The sequence below is a fragment of the Enterococcus sp. DIV0774 genome (assembly GCF_050539095.1).
Classification (GTDB): Bacteria; Bacillota; Bacilli; order Lactobacillales; family Enterococcaceae; genus Enterococcus; species Enterococcus faecalis.
This window is the reverse complement of record NZ_CP172923.1, coordinates 1,660,322-1,675,695: the sequence shown is the minus strand read 5'-3', so window position 1 is coordinate 1,675,695 and position 15,374 is coordinate 1,660,322. Positions and strand designations below refer to the sequence as shown.

Sequence of the window (15,374 nt, the reverse complement as noted above, 5' to 3'; positions counted from 1 at the left end):
TTTTATAATTTCAGCAAAGCATCATGTTATAATCATCATTTTCTGGTAAAATAGAAAGGAATAGTGCGGTTGGGAGGGAGCGTATCATGAGAAGAAAGAGCGTGCTTTATTTAGAAGTAGCAGATCAGATTAAAGAAGATATTTTGAGTGGCAAGTATCCAGTAGGAACGTTTTTACCAACAGAAACAGAATTGGAAGAGATGTTTAACGTTAGTAAAATTACGATTCGGCGGGCAATCGAAATGTTAGCAACAGAAGAATTTGTTGAGAAAAAAAGTGGCCGAGGCACAACTGTGTTAAGCAATCGTCCCTATAATAAACTATCAAAAGCAGGGACATTCACTGAATTTTTGAATGAATCAGGTCAGAAAGTCACTAAAAAAGTTTTACAAGTTGAAAACTTGACGTTGTCAAAAGAGATGCCGGCTTATCAATTTTTAGGAGAAGAAGTGGTTCACCTTTCACGGTTATATCTAATCGATGAACAACCCTATATTTATTTTAATTACTATTTGCCAGCTGCCATGAAAGACGTATCATTGACTGAATACAAAGAAGAATCCTTGTATCGTTTGATGGATCGACATGCCATTGAAATTTATAAATTTGAAGACCGTTTTGAAGTTGCAACTTTGACAGAAGCAGAGCAAAAAATGTTGCAAACAACTGAAACAACGGGCTTAAAAAGAATTCGGCGTTCGTTAAGCCCAACAGGTCGTTGCGTAGAATATTCAGAAGCTATTTATAATACGAAGATTCATCCTTATGTGATTGAATATGAAGCATAACTTTTAAAAGAATAACAGTGCACTTACAGTAATGTAAGTTCATTGTTATTCTTTTCTATTGTCGTTTTTTTTCGTTTTCGATACACTAAATGAGTGAGAAGAATAGGAGTGGAAAATATGTTAGAAGTACAAAATTTGAAAAAAGTTTACGGAAACGAAATTAAATATGAAGCTTTAAAAGGGATTAATTTAACTGTCCAAGATGGTGAATTTATTGGTATTATGGGACCTTCTGGAAGTGGGAAAAGTACACTTTTAAATTTGTTGGCAACAATCGATAGTCCAACAGACGGTGAAATACTTTTAAATGGAAAAAATCCAAACAATTTGAATCAAGAACAAATTGCTAAATTCCGTCGTACAGAATTAGGATTTGTTTTTCAAAGCTTTAATTTAATGCCAACATTAACTGTTGAAGAAAATATTATTTTGCCATTGACGCTTGATGGAGAAAAAGTCTCTGTAATGAAACGACAATTAGCAGAATTAAGTGAGCGTTTAGGTATCAATCATCTGTTGAAAAAACGAATTGCAGAAATTTCTGGTGGACAAGCACAACGGGTCGCCGTTGCTCGGGCAATGATTCATCATCCACAATTATTATTGGCTGATGAACCAACAGGAAACTTAGATACGAAATCATCTAAGGATGTGATGGGCTTGTTACAACAATTAAACGAAGAAGAAGCGGCGACTATTTTAATGGTGACCCATGATCCGCTAGCCGCAAGTTATTGCAAGCGCATTGTCTTTATTAAAGATGGTGAATTAATTGATGAAATTATCCAAAACGGCAACCAAAAAGAATTCTACGATTTAATCATGGTGAAACTGGCTGAGATTGAAGGTGTCGATAATGAATTTTAATCAGTTTGTTATAAGAAACACGATTCGAAATAAGCATTTATACTTGGCTTATTTCCTAAGTACAATGTTTTCTGTGATGATCTTTTTTACGTTCACTGGTTTTGTCTTTCACCCAGCCTTAGCTAATGGTTTAAATCCTAAAGCACAAATGGGAATGACGGCTGCGGCAATTATAATCTATGGTTTTTCTTTCTTATTCGTTTTATACTCGATGGATGTCTTTATCCAATCTCGGAAAAAAGAGTTTGGAACCTTGATGATTCAAGGGATGAGTCCAAAACAGTTAAAGAAAATGATTTTTATTGAAAACTTAGTGATTGGTTTCTTTGCTACAATTTTTGGTAGCATTTTAGGTGTTGGATTTTCACAGTTTATTTTATGGATTAGCAATTTATTGATGCATCTAGGTTTAGGTTTTTATTTGCCAGTGATGCCGTTTATCATTACTGTCATTTCATTTGCGGTCTTGTTCTTAGTAATTTCTTTCTTTATTCAATTCCGCTTGCCAAAAGCGACACTTCAAGAGCTATTAAAAGCAGGGGAAATGGGTAAAGGTGAAATCAAAAGCTCTAAAGTTAAATCTTTCTTAGCCGTGTTGCTTTTAGTTGTCGGTTATGGAATTGCTTTAGTTGCTAAGGGACAGTTAGTTTTAATGGTGATGTTCCCAGTAATTTTCTTAGTTATTTTAGGGACAAAATTCTTATTTGACCAATTGAGTGTTTCTGTCATTGAACGTTTAAAACGGAAACCAAAAATCTTTTGGAAAAAAACCAATATGGTCGTTTTATCAGATTTAGCATTCCGCATGAAAGATAATGCACGTTCGTTCTTCTTGGTTTCGGTGATATCAACGGTTGCTTTTGCTGCCATTGGAACGTTATACGGCGTGAACGAGATGATTTTTAAAGGAATAAGTTCTGTACCGTACGAACTGACATTGTCTGATTCGACCAACCCAGAAAATCAAGAAATGAAACAATTTGCGACAAAAACATTCCAAGAAAAAAATATTCAGTTTGATGAAGTGGAGTATCCACAATTTACAACAAATGAAGGTATCCGCTTAATTCAAGCATCAGAATATAATAAGTTAGCAAAAATGATTGACGAACCAACGATTGATGGGAATAGCGTTGTTAATTTAAAACAAGAAAATGTTCCTTCAGATATGTTTGTGGACGTAAAAACAGTTAGTTTAGCTAACAATCAAACTTTAAAAGTCGATAAAATCTCTAAAACCAATGTTTTGCCAACAGCTGGAGGGATTTTAGTTGTTCCTGATACAACACCGTTAGACGGAGTTAAAAGTGAAATAAATACCATTTGGCAGCCCAAAGCAGGAACTGATCGTGAAGAATTGATAAAAGCAGAAAATATCATTGGTGACAAGTACCCGATGTTACTAGGAACAGCTGCAATGTCGGCAGCCATTACGCAATTTTATACGCCAGTTCTTTTTGTCGGACTATTTATCGGTATCGTGTTCTTTGTTTCGGCGGGTAGTTTCTTATACTTCCGTTTATACAGTGATATGAATACGGATGTTGAAAAATTCAAGATGATTTACAAACTTGGCTTGACGAAAAAAGAATTGAAGAAAATGATTTACCAACAAGTAGGTATTTTATTCTTTACCCCAATTGTTGTTTCATTTATTCATGGAGCTGTTGCTTTGAAAGCAATGTATGCTGTCTTAGATCAGCCAATGCAATTAGCTGGCTGGGAAGTTTTAGGTGTTTTCTTATTGATTCAGGTCGTTTACTATTTAATTGCTAGAACGTTCTACTTCAAAAAAGTTTATCACTTAGTGAAAGATTAATTATAAAAAATCGTTAAGCATGCACGCTTAACGATTTTTTTTGATGTTCTTCGTGATATTGCATTCAAAGTGAGAATACGTTATAGTTATGAAGCGAATGTAATAGCAGAAATGAGGAAAAGAAATGCAGAAAGAATCCATTTATGGACTGACGAGAGAACAGCTTGTGGACTGGTTTTTAGCCCATGGCGAGAAGAAATTTCGCGCAACACAAGTGTGGGAATGGTTGTATACAAAACGTGTTGCTTCATTTAGTGAAATGTCGAACATTTCTAAATCGTTGATGACTTTATTAGAAGAAAATTTTTCATTAAATCCATTAAAACAAGTCATTGTGCAAGAAGCACAAGATGGTACCGTAAAATATTTATTTGAATTACCAGATAAAAATATGATTGAAACAGTCTTGATGCGTCAAGAATATGGATTATCTGTTTGTGTGACCACTCAAGTTGGTTGCAATATTGGGTGTACATTTTGTGCTAGTGGGCTATTAAAAAAACAAAGAGATTTAACTGCTGGCGAGATTGTTGCCCAAATTATGTGGGTGCAACATTATTTCGATGAACGTGGGTTGGATGAACGTGTTAGCCATGTCGTTGTGATGGGAATTGGTGAACCATTTGATAATTATGCCAATGTCATGAACTTTTTACGAACGATTAATGATGATAAAGGCTTGGCTATTGGTGCCCGTCATATTACAGTTTCAACAAGTGGTTTAGTGCCAAAAATTCGTGAATTTGCAGACAGTGGACTACAAGTAAACTTAGCAATCTCATTACATGCTCCTAACAACGAAGTCCGTACATCAATTATGCGGATTAATCGTAGTTTTCCAATTGAAAAATTAATGGCAGCAATTGATGAATACATTGAAAAAACCAACCGACGTGTTACATTTGAATATATTATGTTGAGTCAAGTGAACGACCGACCAGAACATGCTCAACAATTAGCAGATTTACTACGGAATAAGAAAAAACTTTCTTATGTTAATCTGATTCCGTATAACCCAGTGAGTGAACACGATCAATATAGCAGAAGCTCTAAAGAAGCGGTTTTAAAATTTTATGATGTACTCAAAAAGAATGGCATCAATTGTGTTATTCGTAAAGAACACGGAACAGATATTGATGCGGCTTGCGGACAATTACGCAGTAAACAAATGAAAAAAGAAAAAGTCAAAAACCAATAACATAGTTAAAATCGGATCAGAAAGGTTTCTTTTTGATTCGATTTTTCGTTTATTTAATAAAAAATCGTCGGTTTTTCAATTCTTTTTTATAAACAAAAGATGAATGCTCTAAAACTTTTATGACAAATTTTCTTTTTGTGGTTTTCAAACTTGAAATTCTAAAAGAAATAGCTATACTGAAAAGAGATCGTCACAGAATTTTTCATGAAAACAGCTATTATTTTCGTTATCTTTTCAAGAAAGTGAAATTTTGTTACGCTTGTTTAGTTTAAATGAAATGAGGGAGTCTATGGAGAAAAAGCAATTAAAAAGAGAGATAACAACGTTTGGTGCGTTATCCACGGTAATGGGTACGGTGATTGGCGCTGGTGTTTTCTTTAAAGCTGCGAGTGTCGTTGGACACGCACAGTCAGCTAGTTTAGCTATCTTTGCTTGGGTGTTAGGTGGTGCCTTAACCATTTGTGCAGGATTAACCAGCGCCGAACTTGCTACAGCAATCCCTGAAACAGGTGGCGCAGTGAAGTATATTGAATATACATATGGTAAATTAGCTGGTTTTCTTTTAGGGTGGGCACAAAGTATCATTTATTATCCTGCCAACATTTCGGCGTTATCCATTATTTTTAGTACACAACTAATCAATTTGTTTCATTTATCGGCAAATTTATTGATTCCAATTGCCATTCTTGCGGGAACCAGTATCACGATAATTAATTTATTAGGAACAAAAATTGCTTCTTTGGTCCAATCAACAACATTGGTGGTAAAACTGATTCCAATTGCCTTGATTTCTTTAGTAGGATTATTTACCCCAGGACAGGTAGCTGTTTCACTTTTTCCTGTTGAAACAACAGCGAATACTGGCTTTTTAGTTGCTTTTAGTGGCGCCTTAGTCGCCACCATGTTTGCTTATGATGGCTGGCTAGGTGTGGGTAACGTGGCTGGTGAAATGAAGCGACCAGAAAGAGACTTGCCTAAAGCCATTATTTTTGGTTTGTTATTGATTACTTTAATTTATGCTTTAATTAATTTTGTATTTCTAAAAACATTACCAATTGAGCAAATCGCTGGGAATTTGAATGCAGCTTCGGATGCTTCTGTGGCTATTTTTGGACCAATTGGCGGCAAAATCGTAACTATTGGGATTTTAATCTCTGTATATGGTGCGTTAAACGGCTACACAATGACAGGGATTCGGATTCCTTATGCCTTAGCCTTAGATAATCTGATGCCTTTTAGTCGTCAGTTTCAAAAGTTGTCTAAACGCTTTGTTGTTCCTTACGTTGCTGGAATTTTCCAGTTAGCTGTAGCCATTATCATGATGTTTTTCGGGACCTTCGATTTATTGACGGATATGTTAGTTTTTGTTATGTGGCTGTTTAATCTATTAATTTTCTTAGCCGTTTTTATTTTAAGAAAACGAGAACCTGAATTAAAACGACCGTATAAGGTTCCTGGCTATCCAATTATTCCAATTATCGCAAGTCTAGGTGGTATCTTCATCTTGGTTACAACGAGTATTACACAGCCTATTCTAGCATTGATTGGTATAGGAATTACGCTTCTAGGAATTCCAGTTTATTTAGTTAATAAACAAAAAACGAAGCCAAAAACGTAAACGATCCAATCGGATTATCATAGTTTTTCTCAAAAATTTTGTGATTCAGAGAAATTTTTGAAAACTAAACGCAAGATTTTTTTAGTATAATACTAAGTGTCTAGGAGTTCCACTATTTTGGGGAAGATAGATGGACAGCGCAAACTTCAAAAAAAGAACCTTCATCTTACTGGTGAAGGTTCTTTTTTTTGCTGAAATCATAAAATAAATGCGTAGTTTATTAGTGAGAGGAGGAAATGAATGACTGAAAATGTAAAAAAATTAGCTCATCAATTAATTGAATGGGGCGTCCTTCATGGGGCGCAAGACGTTTATTTTTTACCCAATGATACTGAAATAGCCATCTCTTTTCGGACAGGGATGCAACGGACACCTTACACACAAGTTTCCGCAGAAATAGGCGAAAAGTTAATTTTCCACTTTAAATTTATCGGCGGCATGGATGTCGGAGAAAGACGAAAAGCACAATTAGGCGCGACAACTTATCTAATTGGCGAGACGAAGCAACGCTTGCGTTTATCATCTGTGGGAGATTTTCAGAATCGAGAGAGCTTGGTAATTCGTTTTTTGCACCGATTTGGTGAACAAGCTGAACATTTTTTCTTTCCCCACCAGCTGAATGAAATTGAAGCATCTTGTCAGAAACGAGGACTTTATTTATTCAGTGGGCCAGTTGGTTCTGGGAAAACAACAACCATGTATCGTGTGGCTAAACAAAGAAGTGGCGAACAACAAGTGATAGCGATTGAGGATCCTGTTGAAATTGAGGAAAAGCAGTTTTTACAGTTGCAAACAAATGAAAAAATTCAGTTAACGTACGAAGCCTTGATCAAAGTTTGCTTGCGCCATCATCCTGATATTTTGATTATTGGTGAAATTCGTGATGGCGAGACGGCTCAAGCAGTTATTCGAGCCGCCTTAACGGGTCATACTATTTTTGCGACAATTCACGCCCGTAACTTATTGGGGGTGCAACGGCGTTTGATAGAATTAGGTGGCCCAGAGCATGAATTGGCTGAATGCTTGCAAGGTATCATTTATCAACAGATTTTGACAACCACGATTAATAAGGAACAAGCAACGGGAATTCTTTATGATTATTTCTTCTTTAAGGAAGCCGTTATAAAGAGTAGTTGGCAAAAGAATCTAAGAAAGGCGTGGGCGTATGGGTTTATTACAGAAAAAACGTATTTTCAAGCCATCGAATAAACTAACGAAAAAACAACAGCAGCTTTTTCTGAAACTATTAGCGGATTTACTTGCCAATGGTTTTAATATACAAGAAAGTTTTTCCTTCATGAAAAAATCAAACGCCTTACCTCAGCACAGTATAACTTTTTTAGTTGAAGGCTTTTCCTCAGGCATTGCCTTACAAGCTTTAGTCGAAGAATTAGGATTTTCAACAATGGTCTCGGCACAATTGTCGTTTGCTACTGCACACGGGGATTTGGTAGGGACACTACAAGCGATTTCCGAACATTTTTTTCAAACGGAAAAATATCGGCAACAGTTCTATAAAATAATTAGTTACCCGCTGCTCCTGATTGTTTTTTTGATTCTCGTCATTGTTGGTATCCGGCAATTTTTATTGCCCCAATTAATGGAAAATGATGCCAATAGTTATTCTAAAAATATTGGGATTCTTCTGATTGTTTACAGTCCATACATTCTGGTTACCTTAGTTTTTGTCCTCTCATTTAGTTTCTTCATTTTAAACCGTTATTTGAAGCATCAGTCTGCTATTCAGCGGGCCTTCGTATATCTGAAACTGCCAATTATCCGTGGCCTTTATCGGGAATACGTCAGTGCTTTTTTTGCACTAGAATGGGGGAAGTTGCTTGCACAAGGATTAGAAATGAAAGAGGTCATCGATTTGATGCGCCATACAACCAATTACCCCTTAATGAAAGAATTAGCTGGAGCAATTAGCGAAGGTCTGCTAGTTGGTGAAACCTTACATAGACAATTAACTGCTTATCCTTTTTTTACAAAAGCATTGGGTTTAATGATTCAACAAGGGGAAGTAAAAGGAAAATTAGGCAAGGAGTTGATGGTTTATAGTAATGTCTGTTTCCAAGGTTTTTTCAAAAAAATTGAACGAGTCATTACTCTCGTTCAACCACTTATTTTTATCATAATTGCTTGTTTAATTATCGGTGTTTATGGGGCAATGTTGCTGCCTATTTATGGCAATATGGAAGGAGTTTTATAATGAAAAAGAAACAAAAATACGCAGGGTTTACATTATTAGAAATGTTGATTGTCTTATTGATTATTTCCGTATTGATTTTACTTTTTGTCCCTAACTTAGCGAAACATAAAGAAACAGTTGACAAAAAAGGCAATGAAGCAATCGTAAAAATTGTAGAATCACAAATCGAGCTCTACACACTAGAAAAAAATAAGACGCCTTCCTTAAATGAATTAGTCAACGAAGGCTACATTACTAAAGAGCAGTTAGATAAATATACAGCAGAAAAGCAATGAACAAGTCAGCAGGATTCACATTAATGGAAACACTTGCTAGTTTAACGATTGTTTGCTTTATGACTATGCTCCCAACACTCGCTATTCACCGCTGGCAAGAAACGTTAAAAATTGAACAGTTTCTTGCTACGGTAGAAAAACAACTTCGTTTTACGCAACAGCAAGCAATTGTTTTAGAGGAAACACAAGAAGTTTGGTTTTTTGAAGAACAACAAAGCTTTTCATTTCCTGATAAATTGAACCAATCAGCTCGGAGGACTTTACTAGCTGTACCTGAAAAAATGACAGTGAGTGGCCCAAGCAAACTCAGTTTTCTTCATTCGTCAGGGAACAATGGCCGTTTAGTGAAATATATTTTTACTTGGACTGAAAAGAAACAGCAACTTATTTTACAATTTCAGATGGGGAGTGGCAAATATACGAAGAAAATTAACTATTTATAGCGGTTTTATTTTATTAGAGAGTCTCGTTAGTTTTAGTATTGTATGTGTGATAGCAGGGATATTCTCCCTGACTATTACACAATTAATTCAGCAAAATTATCAACGGGAGCAAGAATTAACGCGCACTCGTCTAGGATACGAAGCAATTTTATTTTTAGAGCAGACGGGTGATTTACGTTTCAAAGAGCGGATATATCAAGGAGAAACTTACCGATTTTCTTTGATGGAGAACGAGGGAAGAAGGATACTAAAAGTCACAGATTCAAGAGGAGCGATTTTGATTGGTGAATAAAAAATATGCGGGTTTTACGATGTTAGAGTGTTTAGTAGCACTAGTCGTTTTAAGTTGTATGTGTCAATTGTTTCAGTTGATGATTCAACAAAGTTTTATCGGAAATCAATATTTGAAAAACAATGATTCGAAATCCTGGCATATTTTTTTAATTCAATTAGAAAAAGAATGTCAAAAGCTCGTTTTTCAAACAGGCTCTGCTCAAGAGATTTCTTTCCTCGACTCAGAAACAAACAAGACTATTTCAATTCAAATCAAAGAAGATAAAATTATTAAGCGAGTCAATGGTAAAGGCTATCAACCGCTGTTAATTGGTATCAAAAATGGACAGTTTAAAAATGAAGGACAATCGTTTACTTTGGAAGTTACTTTTACTTCTGAAAAAACATTTGATAGTTTTTTTCCGATAAAGGGAGAATTTTAATGAGGCAAAAATATTCAGGAAACTTATTGTTCACGGCCATGGCCTTTGTTTATTTGATGAGTTTTCTCGCCCTTCAGTTACTAGAAGAACGTCAGTTAACACAAAAATTTACGCAAGCTACCCAGGAATACTATGCAGGGAAAAGTATCCTTCATTTATTTCTTGCAGATGTTAAACAAAATAGACGAAAGTTAAAAACAGAAGAAAAGCTCATGTACGAGCAAGTAACCCTCGATTATACATATAAAAATGAACAATTAAGAATAACTGTTTTATTAAACAAATCTGGTCGAAAATACCAATATCAAGAGAGAGTTTCTCATCAAAAAAAAGCGGAAACAATGCTGGAATAGCGTTGTTTTTCTACAAATTATTAGATTTTAGAAGAAAGACAGTAAAGGCATTGATTATTCTTTCTTTTTTCGTTAAAATAAAACAGGTATGGAAGTTGTTACATTTTGAATAGAATAGAGGTGCTAATTTGTTCCCAGAAAAAATTGAAGAGGCTTTCGAGCCAATGGAACAAGCAATCCAGTTATTGCAACAGTCATTGGATACTTCTTTTTTAGATGCGTATATTGAAAATGGTGAAAATATTTTAGATGATTTTCAAGTACGAGTACTTGACGGAGTACCTAATCCAGAGACAGTGAAACAATTAGAAACGCTGTATCATACGATTAAAAAAATTGATTTAGCTCCTGAAGATGTGCGACGCTTGTCCCAATTACTTTTGTTAAAAGGAACGAGAAAAGAGCAGCTTCAAGCAAATCATCAATTGACGCCAGACGGTATTGGCTTTTTGTTTGTTTATTTAGTAGAACAATTAACAAATAAATCAGAGCCATTAAAAATTTTAGATCCTGCTTCAGGAATGGGAAATTTACTGTTAACGGTTCTGCTGAACCTTGAAACAGCTGGTTACAAAGTTTCTGGTTATGGTGTGGATATCGATGAAACACTTTTGGCAGTATCTTCTGTGAACAATGCTTGGTCACAAGCCAATATTCAGTTGTTCCATCAAGACGGATTGCAAGATTTGTTATTGGATCCAGTTGATTTAGCATTAAGTGACTTGCCGATTGGCTATTATCCAAATGATGAGCGAGCAAAGGGATTTGCTGCTGCTGCGGAGGAAGGCCATAGTTATGCGCATCATTTATTAATGGAGCAAGCTATGAAATACGTGAAGCCAGCAGGGTTTGGCTTATTCTTAATCCCGACCAATATTTTAGAGACTGAGCAAAGTGAATTCTTTAAAAATTGGTTGACAAAAAATGTCTATTTACAAGGAATGATACAGTTACCTGATGAATTGTTTAAGTCAGAACAATCACGTAAAAGTATCTTGCTTGTTCAAAACAAGGGTGCAGATGCTGAGCAAGTGAAGGAAGTTTTGTTAGCAAAACTTGCCTCTTTGAAAGATATCAATAAAGTAACGGAGTTCTTTAAACAATTTGAAGCTTGGAAAGCTTCAAATTTAAAATAAAATAGTAACGAAGAGGAGAAAATTATGTCTAAAACAATTGCAATTAATGCAGGTAGTTCAAGTTTAAAATGGCAATTATACCAAATGCCAAATGAAGAAGTGATCGCTAAAGGAATCGTTGAACGTATTGGCTTAAAAGATTCTATCTTCACAATTAAATATGGTGAAGGACAAAAATATGAAGTAATTGTTGATATTGATAACCATGAAGTGGCTGTAAAAATGTTACTAGACCAATTAATCGACTTAAACATTTTAGGTTCTTATGATGAAATTACTGGTGTTGGTCACCGTGTAGTTGCTGGTGGAGAAGAATTTAAAGATTCTGTTGTTATTACAGACGAAGTATTAGAAAAAATTGAAGCTTTATCTGAATTAGCACCTTTACACAACCCAGCGAATGCAATGGGAATTAAAGCATTTAAACATATCTTACCAGAAATCATTAGCGTGGCAGTCTTTGATACGTCGTTCCACACAACAATGCCAGAACACAACTATTTATATAGTGTACCGCGTGAATACTATGAAAAATTTGCTGCACGTAAATATGGGGCACATGGAACAAGTCATCGTTATGTCTCTCAACGTGCTGCAGAAATGTTAGGTCGTCCAATTGAAGACTTGAAAATTATCACTTGTCACTTAGGAAATGGTGCTTCAATCACTGCAGTTGATGGTGGTAAATCAGTTGATACATCGATGGGCTTCACTCCTCTTGCTGGCGTTACAATGGGGACTCGTTCAGGGGATGTTGATGCGTCACTATTGCCTTATTTAATGACAAAACTTGGCTTGACTGATGTACAAGACATGGTTGATATTTTAAACAAAAAATCTGGTTTATTAGGTTTAACAAATGGTTTATCAAGCGACATGCGCGATATTCAATCAAACTTAGATAAACCTGAAGTTCAAACAGCATACAACATTTTTATCGATCGTATTCGTAAATACATTGGTAGCTATGTCACTGTTATGAATGGCGTTGATGCGATTGTCTTTACTGCTGGAATCGGTGAAAATGCAGTGGGCGTTCGTAAAGATATTATTGATGGCATGACTTGGTTTGGTTGTGAAATCGATGATGACAAAAATAATGTACACGGTGAAGAAGCAGTTATCTCAACTGATGATTCAAAAATCAAGCTTCTATTAGTACCAACTGACGAAGAGTTAATGATTGCCCGTGACGTAGAACGTCTAAAATAATTAAACGAACACACCTTGTGAGATGCTCTCACAAGGTGTGCTTAATAGGTAATAAGAAAAAACTGAGCCAACTATCAAAAGTGATAGTTGGCTCAGTTTTTTCTTATTTTTTATTTTTCTTCATTTTTTGGTAATTTGTTGTCTAAATCCGTCCGTACAACGAGAACATCGCAGCTAGCGTTACGGATAACTGATTCAGAGACAGAGCCAATAAATAAACGCTCAACGGCATTTAATCCAGTTGCTCCTAACATAATTAAATCAATGTTGTATTCTTTTGGTAATTCTTTGGCAATGATATTCTTAGGAGAACCATAGGCTAGAACGCTAGAGACTTTTGTTTGTCCCATATCCACCGCTTGTTGTTGGTAGGTGTCTAAGGTTTCTTTTGCCATTGACATTGCTTCTTCTGCTAGCGCACCATCAAAAGAGGACACTGATTGGAAAGAGCGCGTATCAACAACATGTGCTAATAGTAATTCAGCATCGTTTCGTTTAGCGACGTTGACCGCTTTTTTAAAGGCTAAGTCTGCTTCGTCAGAACCATCGATTGCTATCATAATTTTTTGATATTGTTGTAACATAATAACCGCTCCTTTCAGCGTAAAAAAATCATTAATTGTTTCTATAATAATTGTAAAACAAACAAAGAAAAAAAGAAACTGAAACCGCTTCTTTTTTTCTGAATATTGGCATTTTTTTGTAAAAAAAACTTCGTTCAAAAAAATCTTTTTGAACGAAGTTTTAAATTCATCGTCTTTTATGACATTTTTTTTGCAAAAGTTAAACTAAACAACGTTGAAAGTAATAAAACAAAAAAGATAAAACCAATTGACAATAACGGGCGATTAAAAATAGCCGCTAGAACACCTAGAATGGCGATAATCAAGTAATAACGCCCAAAACGTTCGATAAACTGTTGACTTTCTGTTGCAGTTTCTTTTTTTAAGAGTGGTAAAAAAGCTGCACTTTTCTTCATCAAATAATAACTGGCTACGCCTGTGACAACGGCGAGTAATAGTACGAGTATACGAATCATCTTGTCCTCCAAAAAAAAACAACTTGCCAGAGCAAATTGTTTAGAAATCTACATAAAAATGGTAAAATCCGTCGATGCCGGTAATCGTCCTAGAGTATTGAACCCGCAAGATAAGCAGGTGGGTTCCTCGATCGCAGTATTGAACTACCAAAAGAAAAGGCATGTTACCAACTTTGATACAAGCAGGATCCCTAGATATCAATAAAAATGTTCGGTCAACACAGTGAAAGGACAACGCGTACATCACAGATTTACCATCTTTATAATAGCATACTCTCTCAAAATCGGCAACGAGATTGTTTCTTTTTTTGAAAGCGTATTATTTTGTTATTTTTTCTGTTTCCATTCTTGGATACGCTTGAGTTGCTGATGTAAGGCTTGTTCATATTTACCAATATCAATCGGTTCGTAATAACGTGCCTCTTTTAATTTGTCAGGTAAGTATTGCTGATCGACCCAACCGTTTTCAAAATTATGTGGGTATTGATAACCAATACCACGGTTTAATTCTTTGGCTCCAGCATAGTGGGCATCACGCAAATGATCAGGAACATCTCCCACAGAGCCTTGTCGAATATCTGCCAAAGCAGCATCAATCGCTGTGACTGCAGAATTTGATTTTGGCGATAAACATAAATCAATGACGACACTAGCTAGAGGAATCCTAGCTTCTGGAAACCCTAGCTTTTCGGCGGCTTGAACAGCGGTGACCGTCCGAGCGGCGGCCGCAGGATTCCCAAGACCGATATCCTCGTAAGCAATGACCATTAAACGACGACAAATAATCGGTAAATCACCTGCTTCAACTAAGCGACCCAAATAATGAAGTGCAGCATCTACATCGCTTCCTCGAATCGACTTTTGGAAAGCGGAAATCACGTCATAATGGGCATCGCCATCTTTATCATGCGTTAAGGCTTTTCGTTGCACGCACTCTTCAATAATCGGTAAGGTGATCTTAATTTCGCCTTGTTCATTTTTGGGTGTTGATTTAACAGCTAATTCTAGTCCATTTAGCGCACTACGTAAGTCACCGTTCGTTGCGCGTGTCAAATGTTGTAATGCTTTTTCTTCTAAGTGGACAGGATAATCGCCTAAGCCACGTGTGCTATCGGTTAAGGCTTCTTGAATCGCTTGCTGAATGTCTGTTTCCGTTAAGGGCTTTACTTCAAAGATTTGCGTACGACTACGAATCGCAGGATTAATTGTGATATATGGATTTTCGGTAGTGGCTCCAATCATAATAATTCGTCCGTTTTCTAAATGAGGGAGCAAAAAATCTTGTTTTGTTTTATCTAATCGGTGAATTTCATCAAGCAGTAAAATCACTGTGCCACTCATTTTGGCTTCTTCAGCAACGATTTGTAAATCTTTTTTGGTGTCTGTGGCCGCGTTCAACATGCGAAAGGCATAATTTGTTGAACCAGCGATTGCGCTGGCAATACTGGTTTTTCCAGTGCCAGGCGGCCCATAAAGAATCATCGATGAAAGCATTTTGGCTTCGACCATCCGACGAATAATTTTACCAGGGCCGACTAAATGTTGTTGACCAACTACTTCGTCTAAGTGACGAGGTCGCATTCGATAGGCTAAAGGTTGTTGCATAAAAGGACCTCCTTTTTCATAATCATCTTATTATAACATAAAGAACGTACATTCGCTTTTTGGTGGTTTTTTGGGTTTTAGATGGATATAGCG

The 15,374-nt window shown here is 36.0% G+C and carries 17 protein-coding genes and 1 other RNA gene; 14 read left to right on the top strand and 4 right to left on the bottom strand.

Features of this window, described 5'->3' with window-relative positions; genetic code table 11:
* Positions 1-86: 86 nt before the first annotated feature.
* The 14 genes from IGL86_RS08165 (at position 87) to IGL86_RS08100 (ending at position 12,637) form a co-directional block, all read left to right on the top strand.
* Complete coding sequence (locus IGL86_RS08165; RefSeq protein WP_002356983.1) at positions 87-788, top strand: GntR family transcriptional regulator; 702 nt, start codon at positions 87-89, stop codon at positions 786-788.
* A 117-nt stretch (positions 789-905) separates the two neighbouring features.
* Complete coding sequence (locus IGL86_RS08160; RefSeq protein ID WP_002384339.1) at positions 906-1,655, top strand: ABC transporter ATP-binding protein; 750 nt, start codon at positions 906-908, stop codon at positions 1,653-1,655.
* Positions 1,645-3,474 (top strand): ABC transporter permease, encoded by a 1,830-nt coding sequence (locus IGL86_RS08155; RefSeq protein WP_010713274.1) that lies wholly within the window; start codon positions 1,645-1,647, stop codon positions 3,472-3,474. The genes IGL86_RS08160 and IGL86_RS08155 overlap by 11 nt, the downstream gene beginning before the upstream one ends.
* Before the next feature lie 124 nt (positions 3,475-3,598).
* Positions 3,599-4,672, top strand: coding sequence for a 23S rRNA (adenine(2503)-C(2))-methyltransferase RlmN (rlmN, locus tag IGL86_RS08150; protein ID WP_002356987.1), 1,074 nt, complete (start codon positions 3,599-3,601; stop codon positions 4,670-4,672).
* Between the two features lie 289 nt (positions 4,673-4,961).
* Entirely contained in the window at positions 4,962-6,290 is a 1,329-nt protein-coding gene (locus IGL86_RS08145; protein ID WP_002362058.1) for an APC family permease, read from the top strand.
* A gap of 240 nt (positions 6,291-6,530) precedes the next feature.
* The gene (gene comGA / locus IGL86_RS08140) at positions 6,531-7,499 is read left to right on the top strand and encodes a competence type IV pilus ATPase ComGA (protein ID WP_033625039.1); all 969 of its coding nucleotides are present in this window, start codon (positions 6,531-6,533) and stop codon (positions 7,497-7,499) included.
* Entirely contained in the window at positions 7,456-8,502 is a 1,047-nt protein-coding gene (gene comGB, locus IGL86_RS08135) for a competence type IV pilus assembly protein ComGB (protein ID WP_033626053.1), read from the top strand. The genes comGA and comGB overlap by 44 nt, the downstream gene beginning before the upstream one ends.
* Positions 8,502-8,777, top strand: a complete 276-nt coding sequence (gene comGC, locus IGL86_RS08130) for a competence type IV pilus major pilin ComGC (RefSeq protein ID WP_002356991.1) — start codon at positions 8,502-8,504, stop codon at positions 8,775-8,777. Before comGB ends, comGC begins: the two co-directional genes overlap by 1 nt.
* Positions 8,774-9,220, top strand: coding sequence for a competence type IV pilus minor pilin ComGD (comGD, locus tag IGL86_RS08125; RefSeq protein WP_033626054.1), 447 nt, complete (start codon positions 8,774-8,776; stop codon positions 9,218-9,220). Before comGC ends, comGD begins: the two co-directional genes overlap by 4 nt.
* Positions 9,186-9,512, top strand: coding sequence for a type II secretion system protein (locus IGL86_RS08120; RefSeq protein ID WP_014525029.1), 327 nt, complete (start codon positions 9,186-9,188; stop codon positions 9,510-9,512). Before comGD ends, IGL86_RS08120 begins: the two co-directional genes overlap by 35 nt.
* Positions 9,502-9,936, top strand: a complete 435-nt coding sequence (gene comGF / locus IGL86_RS08115; protein ID WP_002362055.1) for a competence type IV pilus minor pilin ComGF — start codon at positions 9,502-9,504, stop codon at positions 9,934-9,936. Before IGL86_RS08120 ends, comGF begins: the two co-directional genes overlap by 11 nt.
* A complete protein-coding gene (gene comGG / locus IGL86_RS08110) occupies positions 9,936-10,289 on the top strand; it encodes a competence type IV pilus minor pilin ComGG (RefSeq protein ID WP_002362054.1) in 354 nt (117 codons plus the stop codon). The genes comGF and comGG overlap by 1 nt, the downstream gene beginning before the upstream one ends.
* A gap of 128 nt (positions 10,290-10,417) precedes the next feature.
* Complete coding sequence (locus IGL86_RS08105; protein ID WP_002357063.1) at positions 10,418-11,425, top strand: class I SAM-dependent methyltransferase; 1,008 nt, start codon at positions 10,418-10,420, stop codon at positions 11,423-11,425.
* A gap of 24 nt (positions 11,426-11,449) precedes the next feature.
* The gene (locus IGL86_RS08100) at positions 11,450-12,637 is read left to right on the top strand and encodes an acetate/propionate family kinase (RefSeq protein ID WP_002357064.1); all 1,188 of its coding nucleotides are present in this window, start codon (positions 11,450-11,452) and stop codon (positions 12,635-12,637) included.
* Positions 12,638-12,747: 110 nt separating this feature from the next.
* Here the strand turns inward: IGL86_RS08100 and IGL86_RS08095 are convergent, their stop codons facing one another.
* From IGL86_RS08095 to IGL86_RS08080, 4 genes are all read right to left on the bottom strand, one after another.
* Positions 12,748-13,221 (bottom strand): universal stress protein, encoded by a 474-nt coding sequence (locus IGL86_RS08095; RefSeq protein WP_002357065.1) that lies wholly within the window; start codon positions 13,219-13,221, stop codon positions 12,748-12,750.
* Between the two features lie 176 nt (positions 13,222-13,397).
* Positions 13,398-13,676 carry a hypothetical protein gene (locus IGL86_RS08090; RefSeq protein ID WP_002380425.1) on the bottom strand — a complete coding sequence of 93 codons (279 nt, stop codon included), beginning with the start codon at positions 13,674-13,676 and terminating at the stop codon, positions 13,398-13,400.
* Positions 13,677-13,737: 61 nt separating this feature from the next.
* Positions 13,738-13,931, bottom strand: a non-coding RNA gene (ssrS, locus tag IGL86_RS08085) — 6S RNA.
* Between the two features lie 72 nt (positions 13,932-14,003).
* Positions 14,004-15,281, bottom strand: coding sequence for a replication-associated recombination protein A (locus tag IGL86_RS08080; protein ID WP_010713277.1), 1,278 nt, complete (start codon positions 15,279-15,281; stop codon positions 14,004-14,006).
* Positions 15,282-15,374: the final 93 nt, after the last annotated feature.

Excerpts from the sequence above, each read along its gene's own strand:
- IGL86_RS08165 (WP_002356983.1), top strand. The coding sequence starts at position 87 with ATGAGAAGAAAGAGCGTGCTTTATTTAGAAGTAGCAGATCAGATTAAA.
- IGL86_RS08160 (WP_002384339.1), top strand. The coding sequence starts at position 906 with ATGTTAGAAGTACAAAATTTGAAAAAAGTTTACGGAAACGAAATTAAA.
- IGL86_RS08155 (WP_010713274.1), top strand. The coding sequence starts at position 1,645 with ATGAATTTTAATCAGTTTGTTATAAGAAACACGATTCGAAATAAGCAT.
- rlmN (WP_002356987.1), top strand. The coding sequence starts at position 3,599 with ATGCAGAAAGAATCCATTTATGGACTGACGAGAGAACAGCTTGTGGAC.
- IGL86_RS08145 (WP_002362058.1), top strand. The coding sequence starts at position 4,962 with ATGGAGAAAAAGCAATTAAAAAGAGAGATAACAACGTTTGGTGCGTTA.
- comGA (WP_033625039.1), top strand. The coding sequence starts at position 6,531 with ATGACTGAAAATGTAAAAAAATTAGCTCATCAATTAATTGAATGGGGC.
- comGB (WP_033626053.1), top strand. The coding sequence starts at position 7,456 with ATGGGTTTATTACAGAAAAAACGTATTTTCAAGCCATCGAATAAACTA.
- comGC (WP_002356991.1), top strand. The coding sequence starts at position 8,502 with ATGAAAAAGAAACAAAAATACGCAGGGTTTACATTATTAGAAATGTTG.
- comGD (WP_033626054.1), top strand. The coding sequence starts at position 8,774 with ATGAACAAGTCAGCAGGATTCACATTAATGGAAACACTTGCTAGTTTA.
- comGG (WP_002362054.1), top strand. The coding sequence starts at position 9,936 with ATGAGGCAAAAATATTCAGGAAACTTATTGTTCACGGCCATGGCCTTT.
- IGL86_RS08100 (WP_002357064.1), top strand. The coding sequence starts at position 11,450 with ATGTCTAAAACAATTGCAATTAATGCAGGTAGTTCAAGTTTAAAATGG.
- IGL86_RS08095 (WP_002357065.1), bottom strand. The coding sequence starts at position 13,221 with ATGTTACAACAATATCAAAAAATTATGATAGCAATCGATGGTTCTGAC.
- IGL86_RS08090 (WP_002380425.1), bottom strand. The coding sequence starts at position 13,676 with ATGATTCGTATACTCGTACTATTACTCGCCGTTGTCACAGGCGTAGCC.
- IGL86_RS08080 (WP_010713277.1), bottom strand. The coding sequence starts at position 15,281 with ATGCAACAACCTTTAGCCTATCGAATGCGACCTCGTCACTTAGACGAA.